This is a genomic window from Clostridium sp. AM34-9AC, from assembly GCF_003480225.1.
In the GTDB taxonomy this organism is placed as follows: Bacteria; Bacillota; Clostridia; order Lachnospirales; family Lachnospiraceae; genus Acetatifactor; species Acetatifactor acetigignens.
Genome location: NZ_QUIU01000020.1, coordinates 52512 through 73751 on the forward strand (window position 1 = coordinate 52512; position 21240 = coordinate 73751).

17 protein-coding genes are annotated in these 21240 nt (G+C 48.3%); all 17 read left to right on the forward strand.

Annotated elements, in window-relative coordinates; all coding sequences use genetic code 11:
• Positions 1 to 33: 33 nt before the first annotated feature.
• On the forward strand, positions 34 to 462 hold the full coding sequence (locus tag DW835_RS12225; RefSeq protein WP_117466274.1) for a membrane-associated protease 1: 429 nt from the start codon (positions 34 to 36) through the stop codon (positions 460 to 462).
• Between the two features lie 58 nt (positions 463 to 520).
• Positions 521 to 949 carry a membrane-associated protease 1 gene (locus tag DW835_RS12230; RefSeq protein ID WP_117466273.1) on the forward strand — a complete coding sequence of 143 codons (429 nt, stop codon included), beginning with the start codon at positions 521 to 523 and terminating at the stop codon, positions 947 to 949.
• A gap of 100 nt (positions 950 to 1049) precedes the next feature.
• Positions 1050 to 2063 (forward strand): DnaJ domain-containing protein, encoded by a 1014-nt coding sequence (locus DW835_RS18455; protein WP_243037162.1) that lies wholly within the window; start codon positions 1050 to 1052, stop codon positions 2061 to 2063.
• A gap of 38 nt (positions 2064 to 2101) precedes the next feature.
• Positions 2102 to 2599, forward strand: coding sequence for an FHA domain-containing protein (locus tag DW835_RS12245; RefSeq protein ID WP_117466270.1), 498 nt, complete (start codon positions 2102 to 2104; stop codon positions 2597 to 2599).
• Positions 2596 to 3438, forward strand: coding sequence for a protein phosphatase 2C domain-containing protein (locus DW835_RS12250; RefSeq protein ID WP_243037164.1), 843 nt, complete (start codon positions 2596 to 2598; stop codon positions 3436 to 3438). The genes DW835_RS12245 and DW835_RS12250 overlap by 4 nt, the downstream gene beginning before the upstream one ends.
• A complete protein-coding gene (locus DW835_RS12255; RefSeq protein WP_118504519.1) occupies positions 3439 to 5088 on the forward strand; it encodes a hypothetical protein in 1650 nt (549 codons plus the stop codon). It begins immediately after the preceding gene.
• A gap of 22 nt (positions 5089 to 5110) precedes the next feature.
• Positions 5111 to 7618, forward strand: a complete 2508-nt coding sequence (locus DW835_RS12260) for a hypothetical protein (RefSeq protein WP_243029064.1) — start codon at positions 5111 to 5113, stop codon at positions 7616 to 7618.
• A gap of 9 nt (positions 7619 to 7627) precedes the next feature.
• A complete protein-coding gene (locus DW835_RS12265; protein WP_118731244.1) occupies positions 7628 to 8944 on the forward strand; it encodes a hypothetical protein in 1317 nt (438 codons plus the stop codon).
• Positions 8941 to 9651 (forward strand): hypothetical protein, encoded by a 711-nt coding sequence (locus DW835_RS12270; RefSeq protein WP_118731245.1) that lies wholly within the window; start codon positions 8941 to 8943, stop codon positions 9649 to 9651. The genes DW835_RS12265 and DW835_RS12270 overlap by 4 nt, the downstream gene beginning before the upstream one ends.
• 11 nt (positions 9652 to 9662) lie before the next feature.
• Positions 9663 to 10436: a hypothetical protein gene (locus DW835_RS12275; protein ID WP_118504513.1), complete on the forward strand. Its 774-nt coding sequence runs from the start codon at positions 9663 to 9665 to the stop codon at positions 10434 to 10436.
• 28 nt (positions 10437 to 10464) lie between these two features.
• Entirely contained in the window at positions 10465 to 11079 is a 615-nt protein-coding gene (locus DW835_RS12280) for a hypothetical protein (protein ID WP_118504511.1), read from the forward strand.
• A 17-nt stretch (positions 11080 to 11096) separates the two neighbouring features.
• Positions 11097 to 12491 carry a contractile injection system protein, VgrG/Pvc8 family gene (locus tag DW835_RS12285; protein ID WP_118669017.1) on the forward strand — a complete coding sequence of 465 codons (1395 nt, stop codon included), beginning with the start codon at positions 11097 to 11099 and terminating at the stop codon, positions 12489 to 12491.
• 12 nt (positions 12492 to 12503) lie between these two features.
• Positions 12504 to 13904, forward strand: coding sequence for a phage late control D family protein (locus tag DW835_RS12290; protein WP_118731246.1), 1401 nt, complete (start codon positions 12504 to 12506; stop codon positions 13902 to 13904).
• Positions 13905 to 13925: 21 nt separating this feature from the next.
• The gene (locus DW835_RS12295) at positions 13926 to 14897 is read left to right on the forward strand and encodes a pentapeptide repeat-containing protein (RefSeq protein ID WP_118504505.1); all 972 of its coding nucleotides are present in this window, start codon (positions 13926 to 13928) and stop codon (positions 14895 to 14897) included.
• Positions 14894 to 15415 carry a DUF1629 domain-containing protein gene (locus DW835_RS12300; RefSeq protein WP_117466261.1) on the forward strand — a complete coding sequence of 174 codons (522 nt, stop codon included), beginning with the start codon at positions 14894 to 14896 and terminating at the stop codon, positions 15413 to 15415. Before DW835_RS12295 ends, DW835_RS12300 begins: the two co-directional genes overlap by 4 nt.
• On the forward strand, positions 15416 to 16288 hold the full coding sequence (locus tag DW835_RS12305) for a DUF4280 domain-containing protein (RefSeq protein WP_118731247.1): 873 nt from the start codon (positions 15416 to 15418) through the stop codon (positions 16286 to 16288).
• A gap of 12 nt (positions 16289 to 16300) precedes the next feature.
• Positions 16301 to 21240: DUF6531 domain-containing protein (locus DW835_RS12310; RefSeq protein ID WP_147353726.1), on the forward strand; the 4940-nt coding region annotated here is incomplete at its 3' end.

The window sequence follows — 21240 nt, forward strand, 5'->3', positions numbered from 1 at the left end:
TGCCGTACAGATAAAAAATAGGAGGAAACAAAAATGGGAGTACGATTGAGTATCGAAGGAAGCGAGTCTATCAAGTTACAAGAGACCAGCATCACCGGCATTGAGTTTGGAGCGGATATCCCTCATGATTCCAATGCAAGATCTACGGATCTGGGGTCAACGGTATTGATCACGGGGAAGATTCTGGCAGCCGTAGACGGAGAAACAGCGGATGACACCAGCAAGCTTGCAAAGTGGTCTCTGGTTCCTGCTGAGAAATCCGACTGTTACCGTAAGGTGCAGATCAATGTGGTGAGTGCATCTCAGATTGTGCGTCAGATCACCATTCCCAATGCGTTCGTGGTGGGATACGAAGAGGATTTTACGGATGAGAACGGAGCAGGCACTTTCCGCCTTCTGATCAAGCAGAAGAAGGATAAGATGAGCAATCTTAAATTTGAGGGCGGCTTCGGTGAGGAGTAATCGGCAGGCCGGTAAAATAATACATAGATAGCGCATAGCAGATGAAAGGAGACCAATTATGGGATTTACATTAAAGGTGGAGGGAAACACCACGATTGAACTGGGAACCACAAGCATTACCGGAGTAAAGGTCAGCACTGACATTCCGCAGGACAGCAACGCCAGATCCACAGATCTGGGCAGCACGATCACTGTTACGGGAAAGATTCTGACCGCCGTGGACGGAGATCCGTTTGACGCAACCAGACAGCTGGGCTTATGGGCACTGGTTCCTGCAGAAAACTCTGACTGCTACCGTAAGGTCACTGTGGAAGTGATTGCTGCTTCACAGGTGGTCCGTAAGTATTCCTATCCCAACGCTTTTGTTGTGGATTACAAGGAAGATTACGGCGATGTGGAAGGCATCGGCACTTTTAAGCTGATCATGAAGCAGAAGAAGGATAAGATGGCGCAGGTATCCGTAGAAGGTGGGTACAGCATTAATTAAACAGGAAAATTCCGCATGCAGCTTTGGCGGAAAGACATAAAAGGGGGCTGCCTGCTTGCGGGTGGTCCCCATTGATAAATCTACTGACAGGCGGCAGTACATGAAAGATTACTATAAAATATTGGGCGTAGACAGACAGGCATCAACGGAACAAATAAAGAAGGCATATCGCAGTCTGGCTAAGAAATATCATCCGGATGTGGTAAAGGATGATAAGGCAAAGCAAGAGCGCATGTATGAAATTCAGGAAGCCTATGCATGTCTGGAAAATGAAGAACGCCGTAAGAAATATGATGCAGAGTGTCTGAAAAGCCCCCGAAACACTGTGAACGCAGGGGAGAAAGTGAAAAACGGCAGAACCTCTTTTGGAGAGAAGAGTCCGGATATGGGACAGTTCGAACGGTTTTTCGGATTTCAACCCGGCAGGGGGATGGAAACTTATCAGGACCATAGAAGCTCAAAGCCGGAGGGGCCTATCAAACCCGAGGAAATGTTTGCAGCCTTTTTCGGAAGAGGAAGCATACAGACCAGGAGGCAGAAAAAAGAAATGCGGCGGGAAGCAAAAGGAAAAAGAGTTAAACAGACGCTGGATGTTCTGATTATTTTATGCGGAGCAGGTGCTGTTTTCCTTGTCTTTAAGGAAATAGGGACATGGCGCTTTGCACCTGCGGTTTATTTTGTCATTGTTATCGGAATGGCAGCGGCGATATATGATCTTTTCCGGCTCAGCGGCAGCAAGAATACGGAAGAGATCATGCCAGAGGCGGAAAGAATACAGGGGATACAAAGGCTGATTCTGCTGGATGAGGAAGGAAAGCCCATTAAATCATGGGACTTGCAGGGAAAGATTTCCCTGATCATCGGAAAAGCCGGGCGGGATCAGGAGCTGGATATTGATCTGTCAGACTGTGAGTACAGCAGCTTTATTGACTTTCAGCATGCTGTGCTGAATTTCTGTCTGGATCAATGGTATGTGGAGGATCTTGGGTCTCAGAACGGTGTAAAAGTAGGAAAGGTGGAAGACGGGGAATGCTACAGGGTGATCCACCGCCCCTGTAAGGTTGTGGCAGGAGATGTTCTTTACATTGCGAATACGAAGCTGCTTCTGACGTAATGTGAAGTAGAGATAAAAAGGATAGGAGATGGGAGAAAATGGGTTTGGCGAAATGTCCGAATGGACACATTTATAACCCCAGACGTTATGGGAAGATCTGCCCGTACTGCAATATGAAAACGCAGGACGAGGCATTTGCGGAAAAACCGCTGGGATTTGAGCCTCCCGTGGAAATACTGGAGGAGACGGTGCGTCCTGTGTGCGGCTGGATCATCTGCATTGAGGGTGCAAAGGTAGGTATGGATTACAAGATTCATGAAGGTAAGAATTTTGTAGGCCGGGGGGATGAAATGGATATCCAGATTCTGGGGGATAATGAGATCAACCGCAGAAATCACGCTATCATTGTATATGATCCTAAGAACCTAAATACCATGATACTTCCGGGAGATTCTTCCGGTATTGCGTACCTGAACGATAAGCCTGTATATGTACCGCTGGAACTGAATCCCTACGATATCATCAATCTGGGGCAGAGCCGTTTTCTGTTTGTTCCTCTGTGCGGAAATAATTTCTCGTGGGGGGATCTGAAATGACGATGGGTATGCAGGCGTTGTCAGGTCTGGGGCTTGTATACATCATTTTGATCTTCTGCCGCTGCATTTTGAAATGGGGAGATGGATCCTGCGGAACTGATAAGCGGCCGGGGATCGGTATTGCGCAGACTACCGGCAGCCGGCAGGTACAGGCGGACGTTGCCCAGATATGGGACAGCAGTGCCGGGCTGATGGCGGTCATAGCGGATGGAATCGGCAGTGCCAATACGGGTAAAGTGTGTGCACAGGTGGCAGCGGATGCGATTCTGGATCGTTATGAGCCATATTGCGAGCTAAACGATCCGATATATTTTTTCAGGACATCGTTTCTGGAGGCAAGCCAGCGTATCCAGAGAACGATAGGAGAGCGCAGAGGCGGTGCCAGCACCGGCGCAGTGTTTATAAATCGCAGCCACCTGTATTATGCGGTGGCAGGAGATATCCGTGTCGCAGTCATGCGGGGCGGGGAGATGATTCCGCTGAGCAAGGGGCAGACGCTGGATGTTCTGGCGGCGCAGGCCTATGAAGACGGTAAAATATCCAGACAGGATACGCTTTGGAGCATGGAGGAGAAAAAGGTCTGGAGTTATCTGGGACAGGATGGCTTCCATGAGATAGAGGTATGTGAAAAGCCTGTGTTGCTAAAGCCGGAAGATAAAGTGTTATTGATGAGCAAAGGGATCTTTGAGGAACTTTCCTGGAGAGAAATAGAGGATATCCTGATCGACACGGATAATTCCCAGAAATCCGCAGACTGCCTGATCCGTGCAGCAGAGCAGAAGGGAAATCCCCAGAGGGACAATGGAAGTGTCATACTGATACAAAGGTTGGAGGCTTAAATGAGACGAATCAATTCTGATTTTCAGACGCTTCATATATCAGAAGAGGGACAGAAGCTCTCTAACCGAGACTATTTCGGTTATGTGGAGATGGATGATTTTGCCTGCTATGTATTGGCGGACAGTCTGGATGACGAACCGGCCGTTAACAGTGCAAGATTGGTAGTAGACAGTATTATCCGTGACTTTACGGAAGCACCCACGATGGGAAAGGGCACTCTCCGGCGATATCTGCTCAGAGCACATACAGAGCTCCTGAAGCAAAGAGCGGGAATGCATTTAAAGGTTGCTGTGGTGGTGGCAGTGACCGACTACCGGACGCTTCGCTATTGTCATGTGGGCAACAGCCGTCTGTACCTGATCCGGAACGCCCGGATTCTGGAACAGACGAAGGACCAGTCGCTGACGCAGAATCTGCTGGAACAGGAACGGATCCTGCTGGATGAGGCCGCAAGGCATGAAGAGCGCAACAATCTTTATTCCTTTCTGGGGGAAAGAGGAAAGCCGGAGATACAGATTTCCCGGAAAAAGAAGCTGGAAGCAGGAGATCTCCTGATACAGCTTACCAGAGGCGTATGGGAACAGTGTGGAGAGCAGGAACTCCTGCGGATCGTCAATGACGCCAAAGAGACAAAGGATATTCTGGATCAGGTGGAAGACTGTATCCTGATGGAGCAGAACAGTAGAAGTATCGACAATTACTCCATGGCTGTGACTGCTGTAAACAAGGTGTATCAGTCTCCGAAAAAATCGGTTTCCGTCAAAAAGGTTCTGATGATCGTCCTGCCTGTTCTGTTGGTGGTGATTACCGTCGGCGTGACCCTGTTTCTGCGGTACCGCAGTATTCAGAACAAAACGCAGTCCCTGTTGCAGTATATGGAAAGCGGTGAGGAGTACCTTGCCTGCAGTAACTTCCAGAAAGTGGCGGAAGAATATGAGGCAGCGAAAAAGCTGGCCGACAGCCTGCATAAGGAGCAGGAATATCGGGAGGCCGATTCCTATACGAAACTGGCAGAGCAGGTGATCTTAGCGGATGAAGCATTGAGCGCAGCGGAATATCAGAAAGCACAGGAACTGTATCTTGCAGCCAGACAGATGGCGGTGGAAAACGGAAATGTGGGACTTTCCTATATTGAGGGACAGCTTAACCGGACGGAAGGGTACATAGAAGTGTTTGATCTGATTGCTCAGGGAGAGAGAAAAGAGGAGTATGACAATCTGACAGGCGCCATTGCACTCTATCAGGAAGCAAAGGAAAAGGCTGCAGCGCTTTACTTCATGGATGGAAAGAAGGAAGCACTGGAGTTACAGATGGCAGCGGAAGAAACGCTGGAAAAGGAACAGTTAGCGGCGGAGAAACACCTGCAGGAACAGATCGAAGCAGAGGCGGTCAGCCGGGCACTGGATCAGGATCAGAAGACAAATGACCAGCAGAACGCCATAAATATGGAAAATCAGGGAAATGAACTGTTGGCCCAAGGCAGTTATGAAAGTGCCATTACCTTTTATCGTGTGGCCCAGGCCTCCTATAAGCAGCTGGGTCTGACGGAGCTGGCCGACGGAATTGATAAAAAGATGGAAGCTGCCCAGGCCGGAATTGCAGCAAAGGAAGCGCAGGCGGCAGAGGCGGAGAAGCAGAAATCAGAATAAGGATGTGTGGAAGGGGAAACAGATGGGAGAAAGCATGAGCCGGTATACTTATACCCTGAATCCCAGTCAGGGAGTGACGGAGAAACATACCTACAGACAGAGTGAACTGGAAAAGATGACGACATTTCACCTGCGTGAAATATGCAGAAAAGAGCGTCTGGTGGTTTCTTCTGCCAAAAATGACGACAAGGATGGGCTGATCCGTTTGATTATGCGGTTCAGGGGACAGAAGGAATACCGACATATCAGAGAATTCTGTGAAGGTGGAATGGAACGCATACAGGAGTTTTTGAAGCATCAGGTCATCCGTTTTCTGGAGACTCCGGAAGTGGATATACCCGGTACCATTACGATTTTCCATGATACGGAAATGAATGAACTGGACGGCTACCGGATCAAATCTGAGGAAAAGCTTTTCGCCGGAAATCTCCTGCTGGTGGATGAGGCATTTAAAATATATACCTGTTTCTACATAGAGGAAATAGAGGATGTGGCGTATCTGTTTAAGGGAAAAGGGATGCCGGTATGTCCGTTGGAGAAGCATCAGTATTCCATTCTGTATTTCCCGAATGAAGCAATCTCGGAATTTCTGTATGACTGTTATTACGGAAATCATGTCTTCACGCCCGGACATACGGAGGCTGTTCGCATTCCGCTTCTGGATGTTCAGGAAAGACAGATTCCCCAGGCCGATCTGCCGCTGGTGATCGACTTTGGAAGCTCCAATACCACCATGGGAATCTGTCTGCCGGATGGAAGTATGCGGATCGCGACGGCGAAGGGAAAAACGATTATTCCCAGTGTGATCGGTGTGCAGGAAAAAGCGGGCGGAGAAACGGAATTTTTGTTTGGCTATGATGCACAGGAGATGAACAGGCAGAACTACCGGGATGAGGATGCAGCTGTATTTTATGATATCAAGCGGTGGATCAGCGATGCAGACCGGGTGGAGAGCGTCATATTAAAGAGTGGATATAAATACCAGTTTCCGAGAAAAGAGATGCTCCGTGCCTATCTGGATCATCTTCTGGAAATGGCGCGTCAGCAGTTTAAGTGCAGCTTTACCAATATTCAGCTATTGGCACCGATCCGGCAGAAAGAGAAGTTCCGGCGGGTGTTCAAGGAACTGCTTCCGGAATATACCGTGAACTGCGAGCTGGACGAGGGAATGGCCGTATTGTTCCACAGCATTCACAGCATGATCCGGGCAAAGGCATATGAGGAACGCAGATGGTATCACGCCCTTGTGATTGACTGTGGCGGCGGAACCACAGATTTAACTTCCGGGCGGTTCCGGATTGAGAATAACAGGGTGTCCTATATCATTGATCTGGAAACACGCTATGAAAACGGCGACACAAATCTGGGCGGAAATAACCTGACCTACCGTATTCTTCAGCTTTTAAAGCTGCGTCTGACGGAAGAACTGGGATTTCAGACGAAAGAAGCCTTATTCATAGGGGGCGCAGAGGAAGGCAAATCCGCTTACGAGGAACTGGAGAGACGATACCTTCAGGCAGAAAAGTGGCTGCCTACCCGGTTTAAGGAGTATGAGGGCAGGAGCAGGGAGCAGTATTTCTACGTCAAGAATAATTACTACTACCTTTTTGAACTGGCAGAACAGGTGAAAAAGCTGTTTTTTCAAGCCGGATTCTGTTACAGGCTGAAAATATCCACGAATAAGGGAGAGGATCTCTTCTTAGATAAATGGAAGCTTTCCTTCTGTGGAAAAGGAGATGGCGGATCCGCTGCAGAGCAGCTGGAAACGATTTCCGGACCTTTGGAAATCTGTCTGTATTTACATGAAATAGAGGAACTATTGAGACCGGAAATATATGGACTGATGGAGCGTTTTCTCGATCAGAAATTTGAAAAAGGACAGCTTGCGGAATATGAGATGATCAAGCTGACGGGGCAGTCCTGCAAATCGAGACTGTTTCTGGAAGCGCTCAAACAGTATGTTCCGGGAAAGCGGATACAGGGTGTCCGGCGGGACGATGCAGGGACGGAACTGAAAATGTGCTGTCTGGAGGGAGCACTTGCTTACTTTATGAACTGCAAGCTGGGATACATGAAGGTAAACGAGAACTATAGAGTAGGCAGCCTGCCCTATGAGATTATGGCGTATACCCATGAAAAGGAAGAGAAAACCCTGATTAAGAGTCAGGATACGCAGAATGTGATCGGATACATTTCCCGTTTCCACATCGGAAATCAATTGGATCTGTATCTTAATGATGAACAGGGGGAATGGCTCAGGACATACCATTTTGCCTATGACACTTCTAAATTTGAGAAGACTACCCAGAAGGAGATCGACGAGGATTATGCGGGTACGGTGATTCAGGAAGAAACAGATATCATTTTAGAGGGAGAGATGAAGTTCTTTGTATGGGTTTCCAAGGAACGTTGGGGATTTGTGGTGCTGCCCATCCTGAGAGATCAAGAGGAACTATATAAAGGTGCAGAAACCTTCTTCGATTTTGAAGACGATACCTGGGAACTGAATTTCTTTGACGGAAGGAAGTAGGTGTGCATTATGGGGTGGTCAGGTCAGGAAGACGGCATGGACGTAATGAAAGAGATAATCCAGAAGGAGATACAATCCATAAGCAGTCTGGAAGAAAGGGTGATCTTCAAGAATCTGATGGAAGGAGTCTTTTTATCCCTGTATGACACGAATCGGGAGATGTACGAGGGATTGGAGCGCCGCATCAAAGAAGAATTGGACTATGACAAAAACCGCTATTATGTAAAGACAGGCATTGTGGAGAGGGAATTTTTCGATGCCTCCCACCATCTGCTGTCACCAATGGATGAAAGTGATCTGGCAGAAAAACTGTATGATATGAAGGGAATTCTGCGGGCGGTGGAAGAAGAGGGAGCGTTCCGGCTGATGAAAGTCATGTTACGCTGCGATTTTTTGGAACAGCAGAAACTGCTGGCATTGCAGCCTGTGTTTGAAGGCGTCATCGAGACCGAAGAACCGGAGAAGGAATGGAAGGTGGAGATCCGTCTGCGGGAAAATCGGGAGTATCTGAAAAAAATAGAATACCTGTATCTGTTGTTTACCAGAAACGGCATACCCTGGCAGACCGCCAATGCACCCTATCTGTATAAGATGGCGGACATGATCGTGACCGGACTCCCGGAAGGAATTACCGGCAAAGAGAAAATCAGGCGGGTAACCATCCAGTTTGGAGAATACAGCAGTATGATTCAAGAAGATGTCATTCCGGTATGGAATATTCAGAGACTTGAGCTGGACAGCATCGGTTTCCCCATACCCTGCGGAGACCATCAGAATTATGAACACAGCGTTTCCCTGAAGAAGCATGGAATAAATCATGCATATCTGGTGGAGGATGACAGGAATGTACAGAGTGTCAGTCAGGAAGGGGAAAGATTACGAATCGTATGTAAAACCGGTGAAGCAAAAAAATGGGGGATCTATCAGATCCGTTCTTCCCAGGAGCAGAAGATAGACCGCTATACCTTTCCCATCATGGGAAATGGCCGGGAAGAAAGCTTTGCAGAGAAATACCAGAGAAAGTGGAACCAGCAGATCAGGACCAAAACAGAGCTGGCGCATTTCATAAAGGGATTCGGGCTGGAGGATTATGTACGTTATCAGGACTGTCAGGTAGAGGACGACTTTCCGGGCAATAGGGAGACATACGCGGTGAACTGCTTTATTCCGGATGAGATCCGGCTCAGATCAACGCAGAAGAAACTGGTTCTCTATTTCCAACCGGGAAAACAGGAGAGGTGGCTGCAGAGAGATATTCTGAGTTTTCTGGTATCTGAGGTACAGCGGATCTATCCGGAATATGACTGTGGGGGAATATTGGTATGAGGTACCTCTGGGAAGTACTATTGGAAGCGAAAAAGGAACAGATTCCGGAAGAGAGACTTCGGTTTGTCCATGCGCCACAGGGCAGCGGGTATATGGAACTGTCCCTGCCCTGTCTCAACCAGACCTGGCTGGGAGAAGAGGAGCAGCCGGAAGACATCAACATAGAGGTGAATACCTATTATCGCTTTTATGACATATTCTGTGAAATGTTTCCACCGGATGAGGCAGAGTTCCCCTCACTGCGGGAAAGTCTGACAAATTTATGCCTGCATATGCTGGCACAGAATGATATCAGGATGGGCATGACAAGGGAAGATTACCACAAGAGACTTCTTGCAAAAGAGATTCTGGACGGAAACTTCGGAGAAATAGCAGGAAACGTATTCCGGTCAATGAGCAGCAAAGAGCAGGAGATATTGCTGGGCGGATGGCTGAACAGCTTCCGGACAGGCAGTGTCCTGCCGGTTTTTCTGGATATGGTTCATGGTCTGGTGGCGGATAGCATCGTCTATCACAACAACGCCTATCCGGATGAGATTCTGATCTATACCGGATGGAAGAGAGAGCGGAACCTGGAGCAGAGGATCCGATTCCTGATCGATACGTTTCTGGACATCCGGTATCGGGTGGAAATCTTTTATGAATATCATTTCGGGATAATCGGAGTAGAGGAGACGATGCGGATCGAGGAGATCGCGATCTGCTGAAGGGAGAGAAAATGTTTCAGAATATTTATCCTGTGTTTGAACCCAAAAGACTTTTAAAAAAAGAGATGTTGGAAAATCTCAGGGATTTTCCCAGAAGCCTGTTTGGATTGCAGTATCAGAATTACAGCGATGGAATTCTGTATGGATGTGACATTACGGGAACGGAGACAGGGATGATTCTTCTGCCGGGAATATTGTGTTACAAAGGTGTGCCCTATTTTCTGGAGAGACCATATCCTGTTTCGTGTAAAGCAGAAGGAAAAATGGCATATGTAAAGGTACATTTCTGGGATAAGACCATCGGCAGCGGCGGTGAAGAGTATTTGTCACAAATCATTGTGGATGAACAGGAGCCGGATGCAGAACAGGAACTGGAGCTGGCACGGTTTAAACTTCAGGCGGGAGCAAGACTTCGCTCAGACTATGTGGACTTTTATGATTACGAGACCGAATTTGATACGGTGAATCGTATTTACGTGCCTTATGCCGCACCGGATCATCCCGGCATCTGGCCGCAGATTTTAAAGAGCTTTGCAAGAGAATTATTAAAGTATGCTGTGACAGATCCGTGGGATTGTGCATTCTGTCTCCAATGTCTGCAAAGCAAGGAAGCCATGCCTTATGAGGCGGTCCGTGCCTATCTTCATGCAAGGCTGGGGCAGAATAAGGAATACACAAATATGCAGATGTATGGCGCATTGAAAAAGATTCTGGGTGAAGCGGGCGGAAGGGAAGAGATTCCCGGACAGACCCGAAAGAAAGAGGGAACATTGCTCATGCTTTAACGGTGTGAGGGAAAAGGAGGCGGCAGGCATGGAAAACGAAATGGATTTGTCCATAGCACGGTTTATCAGAGAGCAGCGGGAACGGGAAGAACAGGAGGAAAGAGAACGCCTGCGGAAACAGTATGATCCCAGGGAGCGGATTACTTATACGCTGGAGGAGATGATGGAGGGGATACGAAGCGGACGACAGTATCTCTATACATTGTTGCTGGAGTTTGAACCGAAGGACCTGTTGGAAGGACGGTTGACGGTTCCTTTTATTAAAAATTTCTATGATGTGGAGCAAAATGAAGGCGGAATGATTCTTTTGGCAAGCAATGCACGCAAGGTTGTTTTTAATGTATCTGATGCACCTTGCACAAAAGTGAAGATGCCTCTGAATAAATGGATCGAGCAGACCAAAGAAGCCATGAAGGATATGCACATATATATTAAGCCCGGGAAAAAGGCGGTGGTAGGAAATATGGAATATTTCTGCTATACGGCGCCTACATCCAGAGGACGTCTTTTTAACATCGTCTTTCGGTTGAAAAAAGGCGGCAGGATATATGCGGGAAACCTGAATTGCCCGGAGGAAGAGCAAAAAGGCATGGGACTGTTGCTGGAGGCAATGGTGCATGTGATTGAGGAAATGAACCGTTAGAAGGGAGGGAGCAGCGTATGGATGCGATTACCTATGGGAGTCTTTTTCTGATACTGGGAAGTACGCGTCTGTCGGTTTTGACATGCTGCATCAGTGAAAATCCCGGGAAGCACGGATTTCTTTCCGCAGATGCAGAGACGCAGGAGGAACTGAAGGATTATCTTCTGTACGAGGAAGATGGTCATATCGGATTATTTGTAATGCTCGGAGAGACCATAAAACCGTTGTTTTACGGCACGGTGACCTGTATGGAAGTAAAGGCTCAGGGAGGAAGGTGTGTGCTGCATCTGGAGGCACTGACGGAAAGCTATCAGATGGATCTTACAGTAAGGAACCGGTCTTTTCAGGACGTGGCCATGACCTCCCACCAGTTAATTCAAAAGATATTGGAGCCTTATTCGCAAAGTCAGATTCTGTTCTCCATAGAAGATAAGGCATTAGGGCAGATTATGGTGCAGTATCAGGAAACGGATTGGGAATTTCTGAACCGTGTTCTTTCCGCGTATGGTGCCAGTGCGTATATTGCAGGCAATGAACCGGGGATTTATCTGAGAGTAGGATTGATGGATACAGAGGAGGATGCAGACTGGGATCTGCTTCCCTATGTTCTGCATCGTAATGCTGCGCCCAGAGAGACAAAAAAAGGACTGAAAGGGCAGATCTGCTATCAGATAGAGACATATGACATTCTTCCATTGGGAGAAAAAGTGCTTTTCAAAGGGAAAGAACTGTATATCGGAAAAATCGAAAGATTTTTCCGGCAGGGACTTTTTGTCAGCAGATATTATCTGTATTTTGCAGAGGGACTGAGGAAACTGAAATATTACAATCCGTTCCTCGGTGGAGTATCCATAAACGGGGTGGTTACGGCCGCCAGCAGGAATCGGCTTCAGGCACAATTAGAGACGGATGCTTTGGCAAATTACAGGAAAAAGTATTTTTTCCCCTTTTCTACAGTGGCAGCATCTCCGGATGGAAGTGGATGGTATTGCATGCCCAGACCGGGGGATCAGGTAAGGATTTTCTTCCCCACCGCAGATGAGAAGGAAAGCTATGCGATTGCAAATATTCAGGGAGATTCGTCGCCTGCATCTGACAGTCCGATGAGCAGGCCTGATCTGAAGGATATTACCATGCCGGATGGAAAGGCTGTCCGGTTTATAGAAGGCGGAATACAACTGGCCGTTGGCGGAAATAAAGGAACTGTCACTCTGACAAATGATGGAAACGCCGAAATTGTTACCGATGATGACATTGAAATCAGCGCGGCGGAGGCAGTGTGTTTCAGCACGGATGGAATGATGAGTGTGACAGCGGGATCCCGGATACAGTTTATCAATGATGCGGGGGGAAATATTACCGTAACAGACGAAACAGTGAAAATCGATGCTGCTATGATTATCAACAATTAGCGGAGGGATATTATGTACAGTTTGCATGATATAGAAGTAAACGGGCTGGATCTGGCAGAGGTGTTGGAGTGTGAAATAGAATCCCGGGCAGGAGAGCATAGTACGCTGGTGATCCTTGCCCGTGTGACAGAAGAAGAGTTTGTATTTGAAATCTCAGATTGTCAGGATCTTGAAGTACTTCTGCGCGAAGGAGAAGGCAGGAAGATCCTGTTCTCCGGCATCCTGACGGATATTCAGATAACGGAAAGCGGTCAGGTGAAGACTGTACGAATAGAAGGAAAGAGCCGCAGCTGGCTTATGGATCGGGAGAAACATTCCCGTTCTTTCCAGAACGCTAAGATGACTTTTCAGGAGTTAGCACAGGAAATACTGGCAAATTATAAGGATGCTGATCTGATTTATGTTGCTGCGGGAAAGGCGGTTGGAAGTCTGATCGTTCAGTATGAGGAGACGGATTGGGAATTCCTGCAGAGAGTGCTTTCCAGGGAAGGTATTATGATCACTCCGGACTGCCGACAGCCCGGCTTAAAATTATATGCGGGAGTTCCGGAGCTTATGGAGTCAGCATTTCCCTGTCATATTCTGGATATGGAAAAGGATATGGACGGATATTATGAGCTGAAGGCAAACGGCAGAGAGGTGCATGCATCGGATTTTACCCGCTATACGGTCGTTTCAGAACAGCTTATGGGAATCTTTGATCCGGTCCGGATACAGGGAAATCCTTTTGTGGTTTATGCATGCAGATATTCCTTTGAAGATCAGGAGATGCAGGGAACTTATAAATTACAAAGTGCAAAGGGGCTTACAAGGCCTGTGATCTATCCTATGCATTTGATCGGGGTAGCGCTGAATGGCAATGTGGTGAACGTATCAGGTACAAAAATGCAGGTAGCAATGGCAATTGATGGAAACAGCAGGAAACGTGCATTGTACTGGTTCCCCTATTCCACCCTGTCTGCATCCTCAGATGGCAGCGGATGGTATTGCATGCCGGAGGTGGGAGATGATGTGCGGATATATTTTCCTTCCAAGGCAGAATCTGAGGCAATTGCACTGAGTGCTGTAAGTAATTACGATGCACCGCAGAGTGGAGAAGATCGGATGAGCGATCCGGACAACCGGTATCTGCGCACCAAATCCGGGCAGGAGCTTGCACTGGCCCCGGGGTATATAAAGCTTTCCTGTGGAAAAGCAGCATCCGCAGTGACAATTCAGACGGATGGAAAGGTCAAAATACAATCTCAGTCTATGGTGAAGGCAATGGCACAGGAAGAGATTGCGATTCATGCGGAGGAGCAGGTGACGCTTCATGTATCGGAACAATTTATTATGCATAGTCTGAGCGGCGGACAGATTGTATCCAGCAAAGGCAACGTTATTATGCAGGGAACAGAAGTAATCGTGGATTAACATGTTTTGAAGGAGAGACAGATGGACAGAGAAACGGCTTTGCAGAATTACAGAGAAGCGGTATCGAGAAAAATAGCAGCATTCCGCAGCCATATGGGGGATTCTGTTCTGGAACATGCCGAGGATTGGGAGGCTGTGGTAGAAAAGGCCATGAAGCTTCTGGGAGAGCAGATGGAAAAACAGGGAAAGGAGTATGTATGTTTTTTGTATTTTTCTCTGTTGAAGTCAGATACGATCAACAGAAACTATCGGGTTCAGCTTCACGGTCTCGATATGAGTTGGTATATGGATAAGGAACCGGTTGAGGTGTATGTGGATGTAAAGGAATTGCTTACACCTTTGGATGAACTTTGGAATGAGTTAGTTTGTGCCAATCAGGGATATGGTGTCTCTGTCAATGAATATGACATTCAGAATCTGCTGTTTGATGAACTGACCATTATGGACAATATGATCTGTCAGGTGCTTCGCTATCGTCTGCGGGACTGGGAGAAAAAGGGAATCTTTGAGCCTGTTACCCGTTCTCCCTATTGGGTCCTGAGGTGGGGGGAATATCGTGATCAGACCGAAATACTGGTTCAGACGGACCGGGTGGAAAAGGATCCCGGCGTCTGGAAGACCGAACTGTCAAAGGCAGCCAGAGAGCCGGAAAAGATGGTGTTCAGTTATTGGTATAAAGGCACCTATGCAGACAGAACGATCCGGGACATGGATATGCGCTTTATTACGTTTGAGGAAAGCACCGTACAAAACATTGTATTTCAGAACTGCAATCTGGAAGGAAGCCGTTTCCCCGGAACCAGACTGACGGGATGCAGCTTTGAAGGGTGTAATCTGTGGGGGGCAGATTTTCGGGAGTGCACGTTTGAACAGACATCTTTTGCCGGAGCTGAACTTACTGCCGCTGTGTTCCCCGCAGAAAGTGTTCCGTTTCTGGAAATCAGTGCAGAGCAGCTTCAGGTAATCCGTCTGGACAGGGAGGAAGAATCATGAGGTATTTCTTTATTACGCAGGACAAAAATCTGCCGGGATCTATTCAGTATCGTGATTTTGATATCAATGGGAGCCGTCATGTGTTTTCTAAAGAGGACAGCAGCCAGTTGGACAGTGTTGTGGCATTGTATCTGGCAGGGGATGGCAACGAGGCCAGATGGGATTTTCTACAGCATCCGGTAACCATGTTCTCCAGAAGATTCCGGAATATTCTGGATGCGTATGAACCGGGATTGTTCTTCCAGGAGGTAGTTCTAATCCACAAGGAGAGTTCCCGGCAGTACCGGTATGTACATACGTTAATGGATCAGCTGGATGCGGTGGGAAGTCAGACGGAATATTATCCCAACGGGACGGTAAAGCGTCTGGTTTTAGACAGCGGGAAAATTGGACAGCATAACCTGTTCCTGCTGAAAGGGAACCAGAGAAAGGATCCGATTGTCAGTCTGCCTCTGGCAGAGAGCCTGCTGCGGCGCAGGCCGATGGGAATACACTTTGAAGAAGTGGAGGTGCAGTAAATGAGTGAGATACAGCCAAGTCTGGGAGAACTGGAGGATGCACAGAATACTGCCTATGAGAATTTCTTCACAGCGCAGGATGCTGTTACGGCGGCTGGGGAAAGAGTTGCTGCCGCCGATGAAGCGGTATGTCTGGCAGAGAAAAAGTATATGAACGGTGAAATCAGTGTGGAAGAGTGGGAGGCAACGTTACAGGAATTAAGCGATGCACAAGTGGCTGAGACAGCGGCAAATGAGAACTATGAAGCTGCGGCAGCGGGGGCGCAGGCGGCAGCGGAAGCGGTGGAGGCCAAAAAACAGGAACTTCGTGACAGCCGTGTAAATGACACCGCTTATGTGGTACATTGTGCCCGGATCGAGTGCCCTTTTGGTATGCGTGAAAGCTATCTGGCACTGGATGCTACCCATGGGGTACTGACGCACCAGATACCGCAGATGACGGTAAAAGATATGATTCTGAATACAAATATCATTAACTTCGGTGGATGCCACAGCAGGGAGAACCCTGATGTTCAGGCGGAGATTGAAAAAACCAACGCCATCATAGAATCCAAAAAAGACTGGCGGGACGATGTGGTGGGCTATTTCACAAAGAAATGGAATGAGCGTGTAACAATCATAAAAGCAGGGATCGGTCTTGCAAAAAAACTATTAGGGATGAAAAAGAAAGAAAAGACCGAAGAAGAAAAGCTGGAAGAAATGAGTTCAGATTTTGTTGGTGAGTGCAAGGCCCAGTTCCCCGCGGACGGAGAATGGCTGGAAGGGCATGAAAAGGTATTTATTAATGGGGAACCGTTGCTGTTGCGCAGATGCAGTATCATGTGCAGTTACGGAGGATGTGTAACGATCTTGCTTTCGGGACAGCCGGAATAGGAGGAAAAAGGTATGGAGCTTGCTTATCAGGGTCTTTTCATTCGACTTCCCTTTGAAGGTGCGGTTGGAGTAGAAGCATTTGAAATGAATGCGTCATTTAATGACCATGTCACATTAAGGCTGTTACTTCTGGTGGAAGAAGAAAAGATAGAAGCTCTCATTCATGGTATTGGGGATGGGGATGATATAGAGGTATATAAGGCGGAGGCTGATGGGCTTTTATATGCCGGAAAGATTACAGACGCTAAAATGGAGCAGGATCGCAGCCTGCACCTTTTGCAGCTGGAAGCAGCTTCTTATACCATGGAATGGGGGCTTGCACCGGTAAGCCAGAGCTTTCTGAACTTAGACACAACATACAGGCAGGTTATGGACAAGGTCCTTAAGAATCAGAAGGATGCGGAAATTCTGGACTGTGCTACCAAAGGTGCTGTGATTCCTGATTTCCTGCTTCAGTATGAGGAGAGCGACTGGAATTTCCTCGTGCGTCTTGCCAGTCATTTTCATACCTTTATGGTACCGGACTGCCGTGCGGCGCATGGACGGGCCTATTTTGGAATTCCGGATCTGGGGGAAGAATATGTCCTGAGCGATGAAGAGTTTACAGAGATCAAGGATATGGACCAGTATTATCGTCTGGGCAGAGAACAGAAAATCCTTCCGCAGGAAACCCTTAAATGGAAAGTGACTGCCAGGCAGGATTTCTGTCTGGCACAGAAGGTACGCTTCCGGGGAATCAGTGCCATTGTCACAAGGATACAGTATCAGACGGTAGAAGGAGAACTTGTACGGACTTATGAACTGAGCCGGAGAAAGGGTGTGTTATGTGCCCCTGAAAAGAATCCTCATATTTTCGGTATGAGCATCCCCGCTACGGTAAAAGAGCGTTCGGGAAATTGTGTCAGGGTGCATTTCCATATTGATCCGGAATATGATAATTCCCCTAATGTAAAATACTTTACTTATGCGATCGAGAGCAGCTTTATCTACTGTATGCCGGAGGTGGGAAGTCAGGTACATATTTACTTCCCCGGGGATGATGAGAAAGATGCTATTGCAGTTCATGCCATCCGGACATCCGGAGGTTCCTCCTCATCCGGTTATGCACAGATACCGGACAACAAATCTTTTTCCAATGTAAATGGGGCGGAACTTTTGATGACTCCATCTAAGGCTATCGTATCTGCCGATCAGGAAAAGCAGACCTGTGTCTATCTGGATACGGATGGAAATGCCCTTATCACAGGGAAGAAGATTTGTCTTCATGCGGAAAAGAACCTGATTGTGGGCGATCCTGCAGAGGAAGACGGACAGGCTTCCAGACAAATGGTGCTGGAGGCGGAGGAACTGACGGTTCAGGTCGGAGGGAACGGTTCTCAGATCAACTTAACGGATGAGGCACGGATTATAGCAGCCTTTGTAAAGATGGATGCATCGGACCGGTCGCCTGCTGCAAATCCGTCTCTGGAAGAACTCAGATCATCTGTAACAGCAAATGATGAGACCAACAGAAAAAATATCAATGAAGATGTCAGCAATGAGCTGGTGGAGAAATTCGAGGAAGGCAGAACCGGTATTCTGAAAGGGATCGTAAAAGTGGCTGCCACAGTTGCAACTGTGGCGGTAGCGGTAGCGCTGACCGCAGCAACCGGCGGTGCTGCGGCAGTTATTATTGCAACCGTGGTGTTGGGAGCAGCTACGGCTGCATATGCTGCTGCAGATGTGGGAGAAGGAATAGACAATTACAAAAATGCCCAAAGCGGTGATTTAAGTCAGGGACACAATTTCATGCGGGATGACGTATTCGGTGGAAACGAGCTCCTGTATGAACTGGTGAGAGCGGGTACGGAGATTGCCTTCGGTGTTGTATCCGGCTGTGCAATAGGTAGTGCATTTAATAAATTGATGACAGCAAAAAAATTCATACATCTTGCTAAGGAAGCAAAATGTCTGAAGGCAGTCATGCAGATAGGGGGAAATGTCCTGGATGGTATTTTTGATGATCTGGCACGGACAGGAGAGATCAATCCTGCCAGGACACTATGGAATATCGGGATAGGATTTGCACAGGGCAGTACCGGCAGTGGCATCCGTGACGGACTATTGAGTAAATTAGGTATTGAAGGATGTTCCTTCGGAAACCATCTCATTAAGACATTTCTGGGCGGTTTTATTGACACCGGCATAGATGGGGTGGGTTCTGCTCTGAGTGAACAGGACTTTGATCTGAAGAGCAGCCTTATCCAGAATCTTTTCTTTAATGGACTGGACGCTTTTATCAGCGATCCTGTGGACGCAGTCACGGGAATCTATGTCATTCAGGCTACGGATTTCCTGCTGGCCAGCGTGCCCTTTGCCCTGAAACTGGAACGGTCCTATTATTCTACCAATAATACGGTCTCTGTACTGGGGCTGGGATGGAAATTCCCATATGCCAGCAGGATATATCGGGATACAAGGGATGTGGAGCATACCCGGGTTCATCTGGAGACCATCACGGGTCATTCTGTGTGCTACGAGGAGCAGGATGGCCGTTGGGTGAACCAGAGCAAGGGAGCATCCAGATTCCTGATGGAAGTACAGGAGGCAGAGATAACCGGACAGGAGCGGTATGTGCTTACGGATGTGGTGGACCATACCCTGAGTGTTTATGATGCCAGAGGACTGCTTCAGTCTGTGGAATATCCAAATCAGCAGCGCTTAAGCTTTGCCTATGGAGAAGAGGGGCTGGAACGGATCGTTACGCCCCTGGGCAATGTACTTCAGGTAGAGTGCCGGGGTGGGCGTATTCTGCAGATTACGGATGAGATCGGACGCAGGATCCAGTATCGCTATGAGGGCGATCTTCTGGTGGATGTGGTGCATACGGACGAGGGGATTACCCACTACGAATATGATGAAAACGGACATATTTCTTCCGTTACGGATCAGAACGGAAGTTGTTATCTGGAGAACGAGTATGACGTGAAGGGCAGGGTCACCCGTCAGAACTTTTCAAGCGGTGTGTACCAGACCTTTACTTATGATGATATTCATCACAGGAATACCATTTATTACAGCGAAACGGGCAAGACGGAGATCTATGAATACAATAACCGGTTTCTGAAGGAACGGGTAATTTATGAGGATGATTCGTTTCAGACCTATCAGTATTCGGATGACAACTTAAAGGTGGAAGAAATCAGTCGTCTGGGCAGCAGGAAAGAGTGGGAGTACGATGCCTATGGAAGAAGCATCCGGGAAAAATTCCCGGATGGCTTTGAAGTGCACCATGAATATAATGAGCACCATGATCTGGTACATACATGGGACAGCGACGGAAGAGAGACCCTCTATACTTATGACCAGGAACACAATCCGGTCAGGATGATGGAAAAGATCAAAGAGGGCAAATGGAAAGAAACGGCCCGGAAGTATGATTTCAGGGGAAGATGCATTCTGGAGCGGGATGCCCTCGGAAACGAAAGCCTTAAGGAATATGAAGCCAACCGGGCATACCCCAGCCGTGTCATTACGCCGAAGGGGGAGGAGACTGCCTACGGCTACGATACCGTAGGCCGCAGACTGTCCATCAGCAATACTTACGGCACGGTGGAGCTGGCTTACAATTCCAGGAACTTTGTCACCAGCCGCATCGACGGGGAAGGCTACACCACCCGTAGATTCTATGACCGCATGGGCAATCTGACCACTTACTATCCACCCGTGCAGTGGGAAAAGAAAGAGAGCGGCTATGAGTACCGCCACGATTTTCTGGAACGTGTGGTAGATACCATATCTCCCCTGCAGGAACATCACCGTGTATTCCGTAACTTTGACGGGGACATCACCAGCCGGATCCATCCGGTCAGCTATGCCCTGAAAGGCGAAGAGGGAGAAGGAACCCGCTATGAGTACGATTCTGACGGGAACTGCATCCGTATCCTTTATCCGGACGGAGGCGTGGAGCGGAGATTCTATGATGCGGATGGCAACATGATCAAACAGGTACGGCCGGAATCTTATGATGCAGATTCGGATGACGGCAATGGCTACCGCTATGCCTATGACGCCTGCGGCCGGATGACAGAAGTACAGGATCCCGGGGGGAACATCCTGCACACCTACGAGTACAACGGGCACGGACAGATCCTCCGGGAAGTGGACGGCGAAGGAAAGGAGGTCCTCTATACCTATAATGATCTGGGCTGGAAGATCCGGGAACAGATAAAAGTGCAGGAGACCGATCCTGCGCTGTACCGTGTCATCGCCTACACCTATGACAGTCAGGGCAATAAGGTGGAGGAGGCCTACGGACAACAGGAAGTAGAACGGGACGGAGAGCCGGATGGCTGGCACCGGATCCATTTTTCCTACGATAAAAACAATCATCTGAATGTAGTGAAAGATGACTTTGGGGCAAAAATGCGCTACGACTATGACTGTCTGGGAAATGTAACGCTGGAAGAGCGTGTCATTGCGGACGGTGTTCATAGTGTTATTCATTATGCCTACAATAAAAACGGGTGGCTTGTTCAGCGGACGGAGGAAATCCAGGGCAACGGCCCGGTACAGGCCGCCGTTACAAGATATGCCTACGATGCCAACGGCAACCTGACAAAGATCACCACCCCGAAGGGCTCCGAGATCCGCAGAAGCTACGATGCGGATGACCGCCTGACCGAGGAGAGAGTCCTTGACAGAAAGAACGGTATCGACAGACGGGTGCAGTATGCCTATGATGCGGCCGGAAATGTGCTGAAACAGGCCATTCTGGGAACGGACGGGGAATGTCTGGAGAGCAGCACCCGGTATGACCTGAAAGACCGGGCGACCCACAGAACCAATCCGGCAGGAGGGGTGACCCGCTATCTCTATGACCGGAATGACAGGCTGCGGAAAGAGATCAGTCCCTACGGCTACGAGCCGGAAAACGATGACGGGGCAGGCGCAGCCTACACCTATGACAGCCG